The organism is Arthrobacter sp. 10N410 (assembly GCF_056394945.1).
This window is the reverse complement of the sequence record NZ_JBFTIP010000002.1, coordinates 612098-627889: the sequence shown is the minus strand read 5'-3', so window position 1 is coordinate 627889 and position 15792 is coordinate 612098. Positions and strand designations below refer to the sequence as shown.

18 protein-coding genes are annotated in these 15792 nt (G+C 70.1%); 4 read left to right on the top strand and 14 right to left on the bottom strand.

What is annotated here, in order from left to right; all coding sequences use genetic code 11:
- Nucleotides 1–37: 37 nt before the first annotated feature.
- A complete protein-coding gene (gene ligD / locus AC1DB8_RS07325) occupies nt 38–1060 on the top strand; it encodes a non-homologous end-joining DNA ligase (protein ID WP_476892616.1) in 1023 nt (340 codons plus the stop codon).
- A gap of 12 nt (nt 1061–1072) precedes the next feature.
- Here ligD and AC1DB8_RS07320 read toward each other — a convergent pair whose 3' ends face one another.
- From AC1DB8_RS07320 to AC1DB8_RS07305, 4 genes are read right to left on the bottom strand one after another with little or no spacing between them, the layout of a single operon-like run.
- The gene (locus tag AC1DB8_RS07320; protein WP_476892615.1) at nt 1073–2098 is read right to left on the bottom strand and encodes an isopenicillin N synthase family dioxygenase; all 1026 of its coding nucleotides are present in this window, start codon (nt 2096–2098) and stop codon (nt 1073–1075) included.
- Between the two features lie 23 nt (nt 2099–2121).
- A complete protein-coding gene (locus tag AC1DB8_RS07315; RefSeq protein WP_476892614.1) occupies nt 2122–2871 on the bottom strand; it encodes a CDP-alcohol phosphatidyltransferase family protein in 750 nt (249 codons plus the stop codon).
- Between the two features lie 34 nt (nt 2872–2905).
- Nucleotides 2906–3382 (bottom strand): hypothetical protein, encoded by a 477-nt coding sequence (locus AC1DB8_RS07310; protein ID WP_476892613.1) that lies wholly within the window; start codon nt 3380–3382, stop codon nt 2906–2908.
- Nucleotides 3379–3804 (bottom strand): cupredoxin domain-containing protein, encoded by a 426-nt coding sequence (locus AC1DB8_RS07305; RefSeq protein WP_476892612.1) that lies wholly within the window; start codon nt 3802–3804, stop codon nt 3379–3381. The genes AC1DB8_RS07310 and AC1DB8_RS07305 overlap by 4 nt, the downstream gene beginning before the upstream one ends.
- 495 nt (nt 3805–4299) lie before the next feature.
- Between AC1DB8_RS07305 and AC1DB8_RS07300 the strand changes: the two genes are divergently transcribed.
- Nucleotides 4300–5157 (top strand): AfsR/SARP family transcriptional regulator, encoded by an 858-nt coding sequence (locus AC1DB8_RS07300; RefSeq protein ID WP_476892611.1) that lies wholly within the window; start codon nt 4300–4302, stop codon nt 5155–5157.
- A gap of 106 nt (nt 5158–5263) precedes the next feature.
- On the opposite strand, the gene AC1DB8_RS07295 is transcribed toward AC1DB8_RS07300, so the two are convergent.
- The 4 genes from AC1DB8_RS07295 to AC1DB8_RS07280 all read right to left on the bottom strand — a co-directional run bounded on the left by AC1DB8_RS07295 (nt 5264) and on the right by AC1DB8_RS07280 (nt 8490).
- Nucleotides 5264–6553 carry a Y-family DNA polymerase gene (locus tag AC1DB8_RS07295; RefSeq protein WP_476892610.1) on the bottom strand — a complete coding sequence of 430 codons (1290 nt, stop codon included), beginning with the start codon at nt 6551–6553 and terminating at the stop codon, nt 5264–5266.
- An 18-nt stretch (nt 6554–6571) separates the two neighbouring features.
- A complete protein-coding gene (locus tag AC1DB8_RS07290; protein WP_441418644.1) occupies nt 6572–7003 on the bottom strand; it encodes a LexA family protein in 432 nt (143 codons plus the stop codon).
- A 125-nt stretch (nt 7004–7128) separates the two neighbouring features.
- A complete protein-coding gene (locus AC1DB8_RS07285; protein WP_441418645.1) occupies nt 7129–7755 on the bottom strand; it encodes a hypothetical protein in 627 nt (208 codons plus the stop codon).
- 114 nt (nt 7756–7869) lie between these two features.
- Nucleotides 7870–8490 carry an L-threonylcarbamoyladenylate synthase gene (locus AC1DB8_RS07280; RefSeq protein ID WP_441418646.1) on the bottom strand — a complete coding sequence of 207 codons (621 nt, stop codon included), beginning with the start codon at nt 8488–8490 and terminating at the stop codon, nt 7870–7872.
- 182 nt (nt 8491–8672) lie between these two features.
- Here AC1DB8_RS07280 and AC1DB8_RS07275 point away from each other — a divergent pair, with 182 nt between their 5' ends.
- Together AC1DB8_RS07275 and AC1DB8_RS07270 are read left to right on the top strand one after the other, a co-directional pair.
- Entirely contained in the window at nt 8673–9542 is an 870-nt protein-coding gene (locus AC1DB8_RS07275; protein ID WP_476892609.1) for an SDR family NAD(P)-dependent oxidoreductase, read from the top strand.
- Nucleotides 9539–10084, top strand: a complete 546-nt coding sequence (locus AC1DB8_RS07270; RefSeq protein ID WP_476892608.1) for an NAD(P)H-dependent oxidoreductase — start codon at nt 9539–9541, stop codon at nt 10082–10084. The genes AC1DB8_RS07275 and AC1DB8_RS07270 overlap by 4 nt, the downstream gene beginning before the upstream one ends.
- Before the next feature lie 46 nt (nt 10085–10130).
- Here AC1DB8_RS07270 and AC1DB8_RS07265 read toward each other — a convergent pair whose 3' ends face one another.
- The 6 genes from AC1DB8_RS07265 to AC1DB8_RS07240 are packed head-to-tail and all read right to left on the bottom strand — an operon-like array spanning nt 10131 to nt 15792.
- Nucleotides 10131–11276: an XdhC family protein gene (locus AC1DB8_RS07265; RefSeq protein WP_476892607.1), complete on the bottom strand. Its 1146-nt coding sequence runs from the start codon at nt 11274–11276 to the stop codon at nt 10131–10133.
- A 10-nt stretch (nt 11277–11286) separates the two neighbouring features.
- Nucleotides 11287–12006, bottom strand: coding sequence for an SRPBCC family protein (locus AC1DB8_RS07260; RefSeq protein ID WP_476892606.1), 720 nt, complete (start codon nt 12004–12006; stop codon nt 11287–11289).
- Complete coding sequence (locus tag AC1DB8_RS07255; RefSeq protein WP_476892605.1) at nt 12006–13328, bottom strand: vWA domain-containing protein; 1323 nt, start codon at nt 13326–13328, stop codon at nt 12006–12008. Before AC1DB8_RS07255 ends, AC1DB8_RS07260 begins: the two co-directional genes overlap by 1 nt.
- A complete protein-coding gene (locus AC1DB8_RS07250; RefSeq protein WP_441418652.1) occupies nt 13321–14244 on the bottom strand; it encodes an AAA family ATPase in 924 nt (307 codons plus the stop codon). The genes AC1DB8_RS07255 and AC1DB8_RS07250 overlap by 8 nt, the downstream gene beginning before the upstream one ends.
- Nucleotides 14241–14870, bottom strand: coding sequence for a nucleotidyltransferase family protein (locus AC1DB8_RS07245; protein ID WP_441418653.1), 630 nt, complete (start codon nt 14868–14870; stop codon nt 14241–14243). The genes AC1DB8_RS07250 and AC1DB8_RS07245 overlap by 4 nt, the downstream gene beginning before the upstream one ends.
- Nucleotides 14854–15792, bottom strand: coding sequence for an XdhC family protein (locus AC1DB8_RS07240; RefSeq protein ID WP_476892604.1), 939 nt, complete (start codon nt 15790–15792; stop codon nt 14854–14856). Before AC1DB8_RS07240 ends, AC1DB8_RS07245 begins: the two co-directional genes overlap by 17 nt.

Sequence of the window (15792 nt, the reverse complement as noted above, 5' to 3'; positions counted from 1 at the left end):
CTTTCCTTGGACAGCGCCCCGGGGTAGCTTGATCCTCATGGCGCGGGAAGAAACGACGGTCTCCGTTGCGGGACCAGACGGCAGCAGGGAAGTCAGGATCTCCAGTCCCAGCAGGCTGCTGTGGCCCGAAGCGGGCCTGAGCAAGCTGGACCTGGCCCACTACATGGTCGCCGTCGGGGACGCATTCCTGGCCGCTAATGGCGGCCGCCCCATCACGTTGCAGCGGTTCTCCGGCGACGTCGACGGCGAGCAGTTCTTCTCGAAGAACCCGCCCAAAGGGGCCCCAGACTTCGTGCGGGCCGTGGACGTGGTCTATCCGAGCCGCCGGTCGCATCCCCAGCTGGTGATCGATGAGATAGCCGCCGCGGTGTGGGCGGTGCAGATGAACACTGTGGTCTTCCACCCGTGGGCGTCGCGGGCTGCGAACCCGAACAACCCGGACCAGCTGCGGATCGACCTTGACCCGCAGCCGGGCACCAGCTTCCGGGACGCCGTGCCGGCGGCCCAGGAACTGCGCAAGGTGCTGGCCGAAGCGGGGCTGACGGCCTTCATCAAGACCTCCGGCAACCGCGGGCTCCACGTCTTCGCACCGATCGAGCCCGCGCATGAGTTCCTCGAGGTGCGGCACGCTGTCATCGCCGCCGCGCGCGAACTCGAGCGCCGGATGCCGGAGCAGGTCACCACAGCGTGGTGGAAGGAGGAACGCGGCACGCGGGTGTTCATCGACTTCAACCAGGCCAACCGTGACCGCACCATGGCCGGGGCCTACAGCCCGCGGGCGCTGCCCGCCGCCACCGTATCCTGCCCGCTGGAGTGGGACGAGCTGGACGGCGCGGACCCCAAGGACTTCACCGTCGCCACCGTTCCCGCCCGGCTCAAGGCCACCGGGGATCCGTGGGCGGACATGCATGCCAGCCCAGGCTCCATCGAGGCCCTGCTCGGGTGGTGGGAACGGGACGTGGCCGCGGGTCTCGGCGAGCTTCCCTTCCCGCCCGACTTCCCGAAAATGCCCGGCGAGCCGCCGCGGGTGCAGCCCAGCCGGGCCCGGAGCAAGGACTAGAAACGGACCCTCTTACTGGACCAGTTCGGGGTGGTGCAGCCTGGCGACCTCGGGGTGGGCGCGGAGCCAGCCCTTGAGTACGTTCGCCCCGTAGGAGGCGAGCATCGGGTTGTCCGGATCGTCCGAAAGCCCGCGGGACTGCGCCGCCAGGGCCGGCGGCAGCGGGACCGGATCGATGACGGCGTCCAGCCGCGGCGACCAGAAGAACGGAACCGTATAGCGGTCGACGCCGGGCGGCGGCGCCTGCACCCGGTGGATCGTCGCCGAGAGGTACCCCTGGGTCGCAACCTCCAGCATTTCGCCCAGGTTCACCACCAGGGCCCCTTCGAGCGGCGCCACCGGAATCCAGTCGTCGCTGCCGTGCGGCCGCACCTCCAGGCCGCCCACACGGTCCTGCAGCAGGAGGGTGACGAAGCCGTAGTCGGCGTGCGCACCGACGCCCTGGGTTCCGGCCGCCGGGACCACGCCGCCGACGTAGTGCGTGAGCTTGGCCATCCACGCGGGTGTCCCCTCGAAGGCGGCGGCGAAGTGGTCTTCCGGAAGGTCCAGCGAGACCGCGATCGCGCGCAGCAGTTCCGCGCCCACCACGCACATTCGGTCGGCCCAGGCCATGGCGACGGTGCGTAGCTCCGGGAGGGCCTTATCCGGCCAGAGGTTGGGCCCCTGGATCAGCCAGTACGGCTGCTCGGCCGGGTAGTCGCGCAGGGCGGGGCGCTCGGGACCGAAGTCCAGCTGTTCCCGTGCGTCCGGCCGTCCCTGCGTCACTTCGTGGCCGAGCCGCGTGTAGCCGCGGAAATGCGGCGACTTGCGGTTGTCCAGCGCCAGCCGGTCCGCTTCCGGAAGATTGAAAAACCGGCGCGTGACGTCGAAGAGCTCATCGACTTGCGCGCCGGTGGCGCCATAGCCGATCAACTGGAAGAAGCCCACCCGGTGGCTGGCGTCGCGGAGGTCGGCAACAAAGGCGGGGTTGAATGAACCGTCGTCGTTTCTCGCCGCACCCAGGTCCAACACCGGGATTGATTCGGTTCGAGTGTCCATCACTGCAAGGTAGCACCGGTACTTCAGCTATTGAAGGTGCCCGGAGTAGCGGCAGCAGCGGGGCCGGAGCGGTGCAGCCGCTCCAGCGCGGCGGTGTCACGGCCAAACGAGAAGAGTAGGAGCGCAAGCGCCACGAGGAGCGCGGTCGTGCCCGCCGCGGACGGGACACCCGGCGTCAGGGCCAGCAACAGGGCAAAGGGCTGAAGCGCACCGATGGCCTTGCGGAGGGGCGACGGGGGAAGAGTCTTCTGCAGGCCCGGACGGAACCTGCCCGCGACGGCAAACGCGTAGTACATGAGTCCGGTCAGTAGGACCCACGCCCCGGTGGACACCGCGGCGGCGCAGGACAGCACCAGGGTGAGCGCCGCATCGGTCTCGGTGTCCAGGCGCGCTCCCGCCGCGGACGCGGTCCTGGTCCGCCTCGCCACAGGACCGTCCAGGGCGTCGAGCGCGAAGGCTGCGGCGCCCAGGAAGACGAGGACCGCGGCGGGCGGTTGCCGGCCAAGGATGCCGGCGACCGTGAGGGCAGCGCAACACGCCACCAGCACGGCGCGGACCAGGGTGACGCGGTCGGCCGGCGTGCACACGCGGGGCTCCCGCAGCAGGATGGACCCGGCCGTACGGACGAGCACGGCGGCGCCGGCCCCGACGGCCAGGACACCGGCAGTGACGCCGGGGGAGCCAAGGGATGCGAGCCAGCTGCCGGCCCCGAGGTAGGCAGCCACGGCGGCGGTCACGTCGGCCGCCGCACGGCGCGGGAATCTGTGGGGCATGGTCACCTCGCCCCCAATGCTAACAACGCACTTCTCAGCTCGGGGGTCGGTCAGGGCGGCGGCGGACTGGCGGGCCGGCCGGCGAGGGCTGGCCGGCGTGCCGGGTCCAAGCCAGGCCGATGCCCGCCAGCGCAACTCCGGCACCCTCCGCAATGGCGCTGACCGTCTTCTCCGGGTACCAGACGGGCTCGTACATGGCCGGAAACGGGCCGAATGCGGGCAGGTCCACGTAGCGGTAGAACACGACGGCAGCGAAGGCGCTCAACGCCACGAGCAAGGCGAACGCATAGGCGGTCCTGCTGCCGCGCAGGAGCACGGCCAGGGCGGCGAGCGCCGCCGCCGCGGATTCGAGCAGGAAGAGGGTGCCCTGGCCGATACCCTGCGGGGATCCGGCCTGGTAGCCGGGTGCGAGATGGAGGTGGACCCCGGCGTCGATCAGCAGGGCCACGGCCGTCAGCGACCGCAGGGCCAGGTCCCGCCCCCGCGTCCCACTGCGGATCGGGACGTTCACTTGACCGTCAGCGTTCCGTGCATGCCGGGGTGGAAGGTGCAGTGATAGGCGTACGTTCCCGGCTTTGACGGCGCGGTGAAGGTGGCGGTGCCGCCGCTGCCCTTGACGTCGACGTCGAACGCCGGGCCGTCGTCCGCGGTGACCGTGTGCTCGGCGCTGTCCATGTTCGTCACGGTGACCTGCGCCCCGGCGGCGACGACCAGCGGCGTGCCGTACGCAAAGTCGCGCACGGTGATCGCCGCCGTCGCCGCCGCCGCGGACGAACTGCCGGGCGGCCCGCCGGAGGCGCCGGAGCCCATCTGCATGCCCTCTGTCGCGGATGCGCTCGCCGGAGCCGTGCTCCCGCCTCCCGGGGCGCATCCCGCGGCACCCAGCAGGACCGCCGCCAGCAGCAGCGTGACGCGAACATTCCCGGTGTTCATAGCGCACCCTCTTAGACCTTGACGCGGCTGTGGAAGTGAAGTTGCCTGCTTCAATTCTGCTCCCGTTACGGGCACATGGCGCCGGTGTGCCGGCGGGGTCTTCAGCCGAAATTCCCGGACGCTCCGAGGGGGACGTGGAGCGAACGACGGCCCGGCGCGACAGACCCGGGTGAGGGTGCAGGGCTACTTGAAGGAGCCCTGCTTGCCCCCGGAAGCTACTTGGCCAGGCTGCCGGCTACCTGTATTTCCTCGGGGGTGCGTACTCAACGGACGGATGCCCCTACCCGACTTTTGGCCTCCCGAAAATCGGGTAGTTTCCTACGCTTGCTGCCTCCGGGCCACCGTGTCACGGTGGCTCCGGGAGGCGGCATGTCTTTGACCAACGCGATTGCAACGGGGCCCGGGAAATCGGAGAACATCATGCACAACTTGCCGGCAACAGCACCAGCCATATCGGTTCAGCTTTTTGGATCACTGGAAGTCCGCCGTGAGGGTGTGGCACTCACGTCCGCGGATCTGGGCGGCTGCAAGCCGCGGCACATTCTGGAAATTCTCCTGCTGAACCTGGGCACGCCGGTCTCCAAGACCCGGCTGATCGAAATCCTCTGGGGGCCAAGTGCCAGCGACGGGGCCGTGGCCACGCTGGAGAGCTATGTCAGCGGCATCCGCCGGGCAATCCAGCCGGGACAGACCAAAACGGGACCACTCCGGACCGCGAACAGCGGATACGTGCTCGATCCCGGCCTCGTGGACCTGGACCTCTCGCGCTTCCGCTGCCTGCTCAGCGCAGCTGACCTTGCCGCGCCGGCCAGGGCCTATCGGTTCCTGGTCGAAGCGCTGGAACTCTCCGCCAAGCCTCTCCTCGGTTTTGAACTCGTCGCCGACTGGGCCGACGAAGCCCGTACTCGTCACGCCGCCGAACGCGTGGCGGCCATGATCTCCGCCGCCGAGGCGGCAACGCTCCTGGGTCGTCACGATGACGGGATCCGCTGGGCGCAGTCGGCCGTCCGGCTGGAGCCGCTGAATGAACGGGCCTGGCTGGCCCTGGTGGCGGCGTATGAAATCGCGGGCCTCCCGGTCGAGGGCCTGTCCGCCTATGACCGTTGCCGCCGCCTCTTCAGCCGCGACCTGGCCTGCTCTCCGGGACCGGCCCTGCAGGCGGCGCACCTCCGGCTGCTGCGGCGGCGCGCGGAGGCGGATACGGGGCTCTCCGAGGTGCTGGCGGCCCTCCTGTTGCTGTGGGATCGGCTGCACGTGGCGGGACCGCAGAGTCCGGCGGTCGATGACCGGCTAGGTGAGAACGCCGGACGGATTCTGGATTCCTTCCTGCAGCGGGTCCGGACCACGGCCTGATCGATCAGGGCGGCGCTGCGCGCCGGAGTCCGGGCGGCATGGCGCACTGCGGTGCTCCCGTGCTCCCGCGCCCCGGTGCCCCGGTCCTACCTTCGTGCCGGCGCCGTCAGGCGGCCTTGACCACGGGGAGTTCGTCCCAGTGGGTTGTGTAGCGCGGGGAGAGCATGTCGCGCTTCATCGTCCAGTCGGGGCCGCCGCGGATTCCGGCGTGGCCCAGACCGATGGAGCCCCGGCCGTACTTCCGGCTGACCTCCTCCAGCAGCGGGCCGATGCCGCGCTCCTCATGCGGGTTCTCGAACACGGCCAGCGGGGCCTGGTTGGCTGTCGGGCGCAGGTCGGTCACCATGATGCCGGCCCGCGCATACTTGACGCCGTCGTCGATCCGGGGGAGCAGGGCGTAGGCAGCCCTGGCCAGCAGCACCGGGTCCGCGGTGGGCATCGGCAGCGAAACACACACCGAGGGATGCGAACTGTCCCGGGGGTTGTAGTGGGATGTGGCGGCAAAAGCAGTCAGGACTTTGGCCTGCAGGCCGTGCCGGGCGAGCCGGGCGCTGGCCTGTTGCGCGTAGATCCCGAGGACCTGGCGCATTCCGGCCGGTGTGCTGATCGGCGTCGCGAACGACCTGCTGAAGATCAGCTGGTCGCGGCCGATGTGTTCCTCTTCGAGCGGGATGCAGGGCGTCCCCCGCAGTTCCAGGACCGTGCGCATAAGCACCACCGAGAAACGGTCCCTGATCCGGACCGGGTCCGCCCTGGCAAGGTCAAGCACGGTATGGATCCCCAGCGCGTTCAACCGTTTGGTCAGGCGCGTGGAAACGCCCCAGAGCTCGATCACGGACAGGCCGGCCATGAGACGTTCCTGCCGGTCGGCGGGAACGGAATCCCAGTGGCAGACGCCGTCGAACGCCGGGTTGTGTTTGGCCCACTTGTTGGCCAGTTTCGCCAGGGTCTTGGTCCCGGCAATGCCGACGCACACCGGAACACCGACGTTCCGCCGGACCGCCGTCTTCATGGCCTGCCCCAGCAGCAGCAGTTCCTCCGGGTTTCCGCGCACGCCCAGGAAGGCCTCGTCAATGCTGTAGACCTCCAGCCAGGCCGAATACCGGCCCAGGAGTTCCATCACCCGCGCGCTGATGTCGCCATAGAGCTCGTAATTGCTGGACTTGGCCACGAGCCCCCACTCCTTGGCCCGCGGGGCGAGTTTGAACCACGGTTCCCCGAGCGGGATGCCGAGGGCCTTTGCCTCGGGCGAACGGGTGACGGCGCAACCATCGTTGTTGGACAGCACGACCACCGGTCTGCCCTCCAGTGAGGGATCAAACGCGCGTTCGGCGCTGGCATAGAAGCAGTTCACATCCACGAGGGCAATACTGCCGCCGGGCCGGGCCTCAGGCATGGGGCTCAGACATTGGTCTCAGACATGGTGCAGGCACCGGGTGGCGACGCCCCAGATGACCAGGTCGGAGAGGGCGGGGACCCGGATGTCGGGGTAGCGCGGGTTGTCCGCCTGCAGGACCACGCCTGACGGGGTGACGCGGAGGCGCTTGACGGTGAGTTCGCCGTCGAGGACGGCGACGACGACGCACCCGTCGCGCGGCTCGAGCGCCCGGTTGACGATCAACTCGTCCCCGTCGCTGATGCCGGCGCCCTCCATCGAGTCCCCTGACACCCGCACGACGTAGGTGCTGGTGATGTCCTTGATCAGGTGCTCGTTGAGGTCGATCCTGCCGTCAAAGTAGTCCTGCGCCGGCGACGGATAGCCGGCGGCGACCGCCACCGGCGAGACCAGGACCGACAGCAGGGAAGTGCCCGCATCTATCACGCGGGGCCCGATGATTACGCCCACAACACACCCTTTTTCGAATATATGTTCGAATTAAAGTGTAGCCCCGGGGGCTGACATTTGACCGACCCTGCTGAAGGTTCCGGCCGGACGTGCGGGCACGGGCCCGGGAGGAGGGGTCTGGGGGATCAGGCGGCCTCGTACGGGGTGCCGAACAGCGTGACTCCCCATTCCGGGTTGTGCAGCACAATGCCGCTTTCCCGGCGCGCAAACTGAAGCGGAGCCTGAAGGTATCGCTTCATCCGTGCTTGTTCCTGGTCCCACGGGAAGTTGCACGTGCCCACAAAGCTTTCCAGTGTCCGCGGGTCCGGTGTGATTGTTTCGCCGGCAATGCCGACCCTGACCACGTACGAAGCGCAGCGGATCCGCACTGTCATCAGTGCGTGGCCACCCACGCTGCTGAACCTTACGGCGTAGTCGCCGGAACTCAGTCCCGGACCCCGGGGCACAGAGGCCGGCATCATCGAGCCTGAAGTGAAGTACTGGCACTCAAGGGGCCCGTTGGCCGCGGCGACCCCGGCATGCTGCGGCAGGCATTCATCTGCACCGTGCCGGGCGGGGGCTGGCGGAACGGGCGGCGCCGGCGCCAGGGTCATGCCCGGCGACAGTCCGGCTCCCGTCCCGGCCGCGGCCGAGGCTGCCGGCAGCTTGGTCAGTGCTGGCTCGCCGGCCGGCTCCGCCGGCGGAGCCGAACCGCAGCCCGCCGTCACCGCCCCAATGACGAGGCACGCCACGGACAGCAGCGTCGGCGTCATGCGTTGTCGACAGCGTGCGTTTCCCCCGGGCGCGGCCATGATCCGAACACTAGGGGGCCGGGGGCGTCGCGGCAAGTACCCGCCGGGCCAAGCCGGCGGTCGCTGTTCCCGGCGTTATTCGAACCTCGACGGATCGCCCATGCCGTGGCGGACGACCTCGGCGACGCCGCTGGAGAAATCAATGACGGTTGTCGGCTCGGCTCCGCAGTCCCCGGAGTCAATGACGGCGTCCACCACATGGTCCAGCCTCTCCTTGATTTCCCAGCCCTGGGTCAGCGGCTCTTCCTCGTCCGGGAGCAGCAGCGTGCTGGAGAGCAATGGCTCGCCGAGTTCGGCCAGCAGCGCCTGGACCACCTTGTTGTCCGGGATGCGCACACCGACCGTCTTTTTCTTGGGGTGCAGCAGCCGCTTCGGCACTTCCTTGGTAGCGGGCAGGATGAAGGTGTAGCTGCCCGGCGTCACGGCCTTGATGCTGCGGAACACGTCGTTGTCGATCTGGACAAACTGGCCGAGCTGGGCAAAGTCCTTGCAGACCAGAGTGAAGTGGTGCTTATCGTCCAGGTGCCGGATGGCGCGGATCCTGTCCAGCGCGTCCCGGTTTCCCAGCTGTGCGCCGAGGGCGTAGCAGGAGTCGGTCGGGTAGGCGATCAGGCCGCCGGACTTGACCATCTCCACCACCTGCGTGATGGATCGCGGCTGCGGGTTGTCGGGGTGCACATCGAAATATCTCGCCATGGCACGAGCTTACGCCCGCGGCTGGCCCGCGCGGCGCGGCAGCTCCGGCCGTCGACGGCCCCGGCTTGTGCACAGACAATTCTGTCTGGTAGCTTCGTTCGGCATAGACAGTCCTGTCTAGGTCCGCAGGCGGAAGCGTGGACCGGCGAACCAGCAGCGAGAGCGAGCCCCGAATGCGATCCATGGCAGGCAAGACGGTCCTGATCACCGGTGGCACCGGCGGAATCGGGAAGGCCACAGCGCTGGGTCTGGCGGCCCGGGGCGCCCGGGTGGCCATCACGGGACGCGACGCTGACCGGGCGGCGCGGGCAGCGGAGGAGATCCGCACGGTAGCGTCGGCCCCCGTCGAGGTGTTCATCGCAGATTTGTCGTCCCAGCAGGAGGTCCGCCGCCTGGCCGGCGAGGTGCTGCAGGCCCTGGACCGCCTCGATGTCCTGGTCAACAATGTGGGCGGATTCTGGAACAGCCGCCGCACCACCGTTGACGGACTCGAACACACCTTCGCGCTCAACCACCTCGCGCCTTTCCTGCTCACCAACCTGCTCCTGGAGCGGTTGCAGGAGAGCGGGCCGGCACGGGTCGTGACAGTTTCCTCAGGGGCCCAGGCCATGGGCCGCATGGACTTCGCGGATCTGCAGGGCGAACACTCCTACTCGGGCCAGCGCGCGTACAACCAATCGAAACTTGCGAATGTCCTGTTCACCTACGGCCTTGCCGCCCAGCTCGCCGGCACCAGGGTGACGGCAAACGCGCTGCACCCCGGGGTGGTGGCGACAGCGTTCGGCGCGGAAGATCCGGGCCGGGTGCAGGCGTTCCTGACGCCGCTGATCCAGCGCTGGATGAAGACTCCGGAGCAAGGCGCCCGGACCTCCATACACCTCGCCTCGGCGCCCGAGCTTGACAATGTCACGGGCCAGTACTTTGCCAACAGCACAGCCAAGAAATCATCAAAACGCAGTTACAACCAGGCCGATGCCGACCTCCTCTGGCGGCTCAGCAGCGCGCTGGTAGGCCTCGAACCCGATTCTGAAAGAAGCACAAACCTTCCATGACCGCACACCGCACGCTCGTCGTCGTCGCCCACCCTGACCTGGCGGCGTCCCGGATCACCGCGCAGCTCGCCGCCGCCATCAGGGACCTCGACGGCGTGACCGTCAGGGAACTCGCCTCCGCGTACCCGGACCGGCGCGTGGACGCCGCCCGGGAGCAGGAACTCCTGCGCGGGCATGACACCATCGTCCTGCAGTTCCCGTGGCACTGGTACTCCGTTCCCGGTGTGCTGAAGGAGTGGATGGACCAGGTGCTCACCTACGGTTTCGCCTACGGCGCCGGCGGCGACGCCCTTCACGGCAAGCGGCTGCAGCTGGTCATCTCCACCGGCGGCCCCGAATCCTCGTATACGCCGACGGGGCACAACCGCTTCACCATGGCCGAGCTGCTGCGTCCCCTGGAGGCCACCGCGCACCTCTGCGGCCTGGAAATGGCAGAACCTCTGGTCCTGCATGCGGCCCCGAGGGTGACGGCGGAGGAACTGACCGCGCACGCCGCGCGCTACCGGGAGCTGCTCTCGGCCGTCCCCGCCGCCGCGCGCTGAGCGGTGAGCTTACAGGGCTGCGGGCAGCCCTGTAGCCGGGCCGGCGCTAGGCCTGCTGCTGCTCGCGGTTCTGTTCCTCGTGGTGGATCCGCTCGTCCAGCTGCCGCAGCGGTTCACCGCTGCCGCTCCACTGCTTGGCAATGATTTCCGCGGCGATGGACACCGCCGTCTCTTCCGGGGTCCGTGCGCCGAGGTCCAGGCCCACGGGGCTGTGCAGCCGGGCCAGTTCCGCCCCGCCCAGCCCCGCCTCGTGCAGGCGCCTCATTCGGTCCTCGTGGGTACGCCGCGACCCCATGGCACCGACGAAGGCCACCGGGCGTCCGCGCAGGGCCACCTCCAAGAGCGGTATGTCGAATTTCGGGTCGTGGGTGAGCACGCAGATGACGGTCCGTTCATCCACCAGTCCCTGCTCCTGCTGGCCGGAGAGGTAGCGGTGCGGCCATTCGTTGACCACCTCGGCGGCCTCGGGAAACCTGGCCGGCGTGGCGAAGACGGCGCGGGCGTCGCAAACCGTCACCCGGTAGCCCAGGAAGGTCCCGAGCCGCGCGAGTGCCGAGGCGAAGTCAATGGCCCCGAAAACGAGCATCCGCGGCGGCGGGGCGTAGCTGGTGAAGAAGACCCGCATCCCGCTGTCCAGCCGCTCTCCGTCGGGACCGTAGCTCAGGATGCCGGTACGGCCCGCAGCCAGGTAACCCTGGCAGTCGTCGCCGACGGCGAGGTTGGCCCGCTCGGAGCCCAGGTTCCCCTCGAAGCCGCCCGGTCGCACTACCAGGTGCCGTCCCAGCCAGCTGCTGTCCGGGTGCTCGATCACCGTGGCAACGCCCACCCGCCTTTCGTCCTCGATGTCCTGCCGTACGCCGTCGAGCTCGGCGAAGCGCTGCTGCGAGACCGGCTCGACGAAGATGTCAATTATGCCGCCGCAGGTGAGGCCGACGGCGAACGCGTCGTCGTCGCTGATCCCGTACCGCACCAGCACCGGGACGCCGTCGTCCTTGACCTGGGTGGCCAGCTCGTACACGGCGCCCTCGACGCAGCCGCCGGAAACCGATCCCACGGCGGCCCCGCCGGCGGTGACCAGCATCGACGCGCCGGGAAGCCGCGGGGCGGACTTGAACGTGTTCACGACGGTGGCCAGGCCGGCAGTCCGGCCCTGCCGCCAGTCCGGCAGGATGGCCTCCAGCACGTCCCGCATGGGCTTCTCCCTAGAGCCTTCCGCAGAGCCGGAGCATCCGGAAGGCCGAGCGCCGGCCGGCCCAGTAAGCCACGCAGGCCACTGCGGCGACCAGGCCGAGGACCTTGCCGGGGCTGGAGAGCTTTTCGGCAGCGATGCCCTTCGCGAGGCTGAAGGCGTCAAGGCTGCCCGACGACGGCGACGGCTCGCCTGGTGTTGCGGTGGCCGGCGCTGCGGTGCCGGGGCCTGCGGCAGCGGTTGCGGCTGGGGGTGCTACCGGCGCGGTCTGGGGCTCCGCCGCCGCCGGTTCGGCGAGCATGGCCTGCAGGTTGGCCGCGAAGAGCCCCATCATTTGCTCGGTGACGCTGCCGATCACGCTCTTGCCCATCGCCGCGGCCTTGCCGGAAAGCGCCAGATCGGCACTGACCGTCCCGCGCGTCGTGGTCCCCTCTTCCGCCAGGGCCAGCGTGACCTTGGCTTCCGCGGTGCCCTGGCCGCGGGTTTCCTGCGCCTTGCCGCCGAGTACGGCCCGATGCTCGGCGGCGTTCCGCTCCAGGACGTTGAGCAGGCCCCTGTACTGCATGTTCACCGGGCCCAGCTTCACCGTCATGCCCACCTGGTAGGCGTCGTCGGATAGCTTGTTCAGGATCTGCGCGCCAGGGAGGCAACCGGCCACCCGTTCGAAATCCATCAGCGTGTCCCAGACCTTGCCGATCGGTGCAACCACCGAGAAACTGCTGTCAATCTGCATTAGCTGCTCCCTTGACTTGCGATCACTTGTCTTCCACCTGTGCGGCCTGCCGGCACGGGCGGGTCGTCGCCCCGGATTGCCGCCGCCAACTCCGCCAGGGCCGTGTAGCTGTGTCCACTGACGAACGCGTCGCAGTAGGGCAGCGCGGCGGCGATCCCGCCGGCCAACGGCTGATAGTTCGGTGCTGCCTTCCGCGGATTCACCCAGACCACCCGGTGCGCGAGCCTGCGCAGCCGGGCCATCTGGGCCCCGACCTGCGCCGGGTCCTCCTGCGCCCAGCCGTCGGAGAAGACCACCACCACGGCACCCCGGGCCAGGCCGCGGCGGCCGTGCTCGTCCACGAATCTCCGGAGGCTCTCGGCGATCCTGGTGCCGCTGGCCCAGTCGGGCGCGGTGGCGGCCGCCTGCGCAAGGGCCAGGTCCGGGTCGCGCTGGGCCAGTTGCCGGGTCAGGCGCGTCAGCCTGGTGGAGAACACGAAGGCCTCCGCCCCGGCCTTCGCGACGGCGCCCTGCAGCAGCGAGAGGAAAATCCGGGAGTACGGTTCCATCGAGCCGGAGACATCGCAGAGCAGCACCAGCTTGCGGCGCTGTTCGCGGCGCCGGGCGTACAGGAGCCTGGGGGAGTCGTAGCCGGAGCGGCGGGCTGCCCGCACGGTGGCCCGGATGTCCAGGCGTGCGCTGCTGTGCGGCGACTTGCGCGTGCGCCGGCTCACGCGCACGGGTGTTGCCAGCAGGATCCGGGTGGCCAGCCGGCGGATCTCGGCAGCTTCCGCCTCGGTGAGTTCGGCAAAGTTCATCCCGTGCAGGTGTTCTTCCGTGGACGCCATCGCGAGGACGGCCTCGCGCTCCGGTCCCTGCCGGTCTCCGGCGTCGTCCCGGCCCGCGGCTACTGCGGGGTGCGGCGGCCGGGCGGCGCGGCCGGGCTCGGTCTCTCGTCCGGTGTCGGCGGCGGCCCGGGTGCGCGAACCGTCCGCGGGAGGCGGCGCTGCCGGGACCGGGACCGGTTCCCCGGCGTGGCGGTCCAGCGCGGCGGCGGGATCGAAGCCGCCCCGGAAGACGGCGCCAAACACGGCGTCGAACACCGGCAACTGCTCACGGCTGGAGACCAGCACCACCCGCAGCGTCCAGTACAACCGCTCCAGGTTCGTCGGCGGGACCAGCCGGAGTGCCACCGCCAGCCGGGCCGCCCGGTCCGGCGAGCACGTGACGCCCGCGCCCCGCAGGGCCGTGATGAAGGCCGCAGCCAGGGAGGCGGCCTCGACGAACGGCGGGCCGGCGGCCGGCGTCGTGCGCATCGGGAGGGGCTGCCTCGGTTCAGCCATCGGTGCCGTCCACCAGCCAGGCCGCGCCGCGGGAGCCGACGAGCTCCAAGTCGTCGCGGTTTTTCACGATCGAACCCCAGGTCTGTTCGGCCGTCGCGGCGTCGATCCGTTCGATGCCCAGCACCGCGAGCGCCGAGACCCAGTCGATGGCCTCGGAAATCCCGGGCGGCTTGGCCAGGTCCAGGGTCCGCAGCCGCGTGATCACCGCCGCGGCCTGCAGCGCCAGCGGGCCGCTGCTGGCGGGCACCCGGCGGCGCACAATCTCGGCAATCCGGGCCGGTCCGGGGTAGTCGATCCAGTGGTAGAGACAGCGGCGGGTCAGCGCGTCGTGCAGGTCCCGGGTGCGGTTGGAGGTCAGCACCACGATGGGCGGATGCGTGGCGCGGATGGTGCCCAGCTCCGGGATGGTGACCGAGGCCTCCGCGAGCAGCTCAAAGGTGAACGCCTCGAACTCGGCGTCGGCGCGGTCGATCTCATCCAGCAGCAGCACGGCCGGCCGCGGCCCCGGGTGTTCGATGGCCTGCAGCAGCGGCCGGCGCAGCAGGTACTGGGGGCCGAACAGCTCGGCTTCGCTGACCTCGGCGTCGCGCGCCTCGGCCAGCCGGATGCCCAGCAGCTGGCGCTGGTGGTTCCACTCGTAGAGTGCCTCGCCCGCGTCGATCCCCTCGTAGCACTGCAGCCGGTACAGCGGGGTGTCCAGCAGCAGCGCCAGCGTCTTCGCGGCCTCCGTCTTGCCCACGCCGGCCTCTCCCTCGAGCAGGATGGGTTGGGGGAGCCGCACCGCGAGGAACAGTGCGGTGGCGAGCCCGGTGTCGGCCAGGTAGTCGTGCTTGTCCAGGGCCGCCATCAGCGAGGCGACGTCGGGGATCCGCCGCTGAACTTCCGCCTCCGCCCCGGTCCGGGCCGCCGTGTTCACCCGGCCCCCTGCAGCTCGGCCAGCACCCGCCGGTAGTCCTCCTCGGTGTCGACGTCGAGCGGGATGCTGCCCGGCGTGGGAACCTCGACGACGACGTCCGCGCGCTGCTCCAGCAGCTTCCACACGGCCTTGTCGCCATGCAGCGACGCCAGCTCAGGCAGCAGCCGCCGGCCGAAGGCAAGGGGATGGCCGACGCCGTCGTCGTAGCGGCACACCGCCGCTCCGGGACCGTCGGGCCGGGCCAGTGCCTGCAGCAACGGGGGCACGCTCTCCACCCGGATGCCGGGCTGGTCGCCGAGCAGCAGCACCACCGCCTCGGTGCCAGGCCGCAGCACGGCCATCGCCGCGGCAATCGAAGACGAACATCCCTGGCCGTAGTCCGGGTTGAGCGCCACCTCGCAGCCCGTGGTGTCCACGGCCCCGAGGACCTGCTCGGCCGCTCCGCCCAGTGCCAGCACGGTCTGGCCGAACCCGCAGCGCCGGGCGGTCGCAAGCACGGCGTCCAGCAGCACGCCGTCGCCGTAGGGCAGCAGCTGTTTGGGCCGACCCAGGCGCGCCGACGCCCCGGCCGCGAGGATGACGGCCGCGGTGCCGGCCATGCGGGGTGCTTCAGCTGCTGAGGGCATAGCGCTCCGGATCCTTGCGGAAGGCCGCGCGGCAGCCGGGGGAACAGAAGTACACGGTGGCGCCGTTGTGCTCGAGCTGCAGCGACGATTCGACGGCTGGCACGGACATGCCGCAGACGGGGTCGACCGCGGTTTCCGGTTGCGGGGTGGACGGCGCCGGAACCCCGCCGGCCTGCGCGCCGTGCTGAGCGCCGTCCCGTGCCGCGGCCCGCTCCTGGACCAGCTGGGCGAGGATGGACAGGGCGATTTCGCCGGGGGTGCGGGCGCCCAGTTGAAGGCCGGCCGGGGTGTACACCCGGGAGCGCAGCGCATCGTCCACGTCGAGCGAGTCCAGCACGGCGGCGCCGCGTGATGCGCTCGCCACCAGGGCGACGTAGGGCACGCCGGCGCGCAGCGCGGCTTCGAGGGCACCCTCCTCGGCCTTGCCGTGCGAAGCGACGATCAGGGCGGCGTCGTCCGGGCGGGGTTCGGCCGCCCCGCCGTCGGCGAGCTCAACGTCGAAACCCACCCCGGACCCCAGCGCGGCCAAGGCCTGCGCCACCGGCGCGGCCCCGACCACCACAACCCGGGGCGCAGGGAGGCGCGGCTGGAGGAAGATCTCGATCGCACCGCCGCTCAGGCACGGGTTGGACACCTCGACGGCGCCTTCCTCGGCCCGGCGGGACAGCTCCCCGGGCAGGACGCGCAGCAACAGGGGTTCCCCGGAGGAGAGCACCTGCAGGCCGTACTCCCGGACCGAGGACTCTACGCAGTTCCCGCCGACGAAGCCCTGGATCTCGCCGCCGGGCAGCACCAGGGCGGTGTCCCCGGCGCGGGCGCTGGTGGGATGCTGGGCGCGGACCACCGTGGCGTGCACGAACGGCTCGCGGCGGGCGGTGAGTTCGGCGGCCCGGGCGGCAAGGGATTCTGCGGCGGTGGTCAT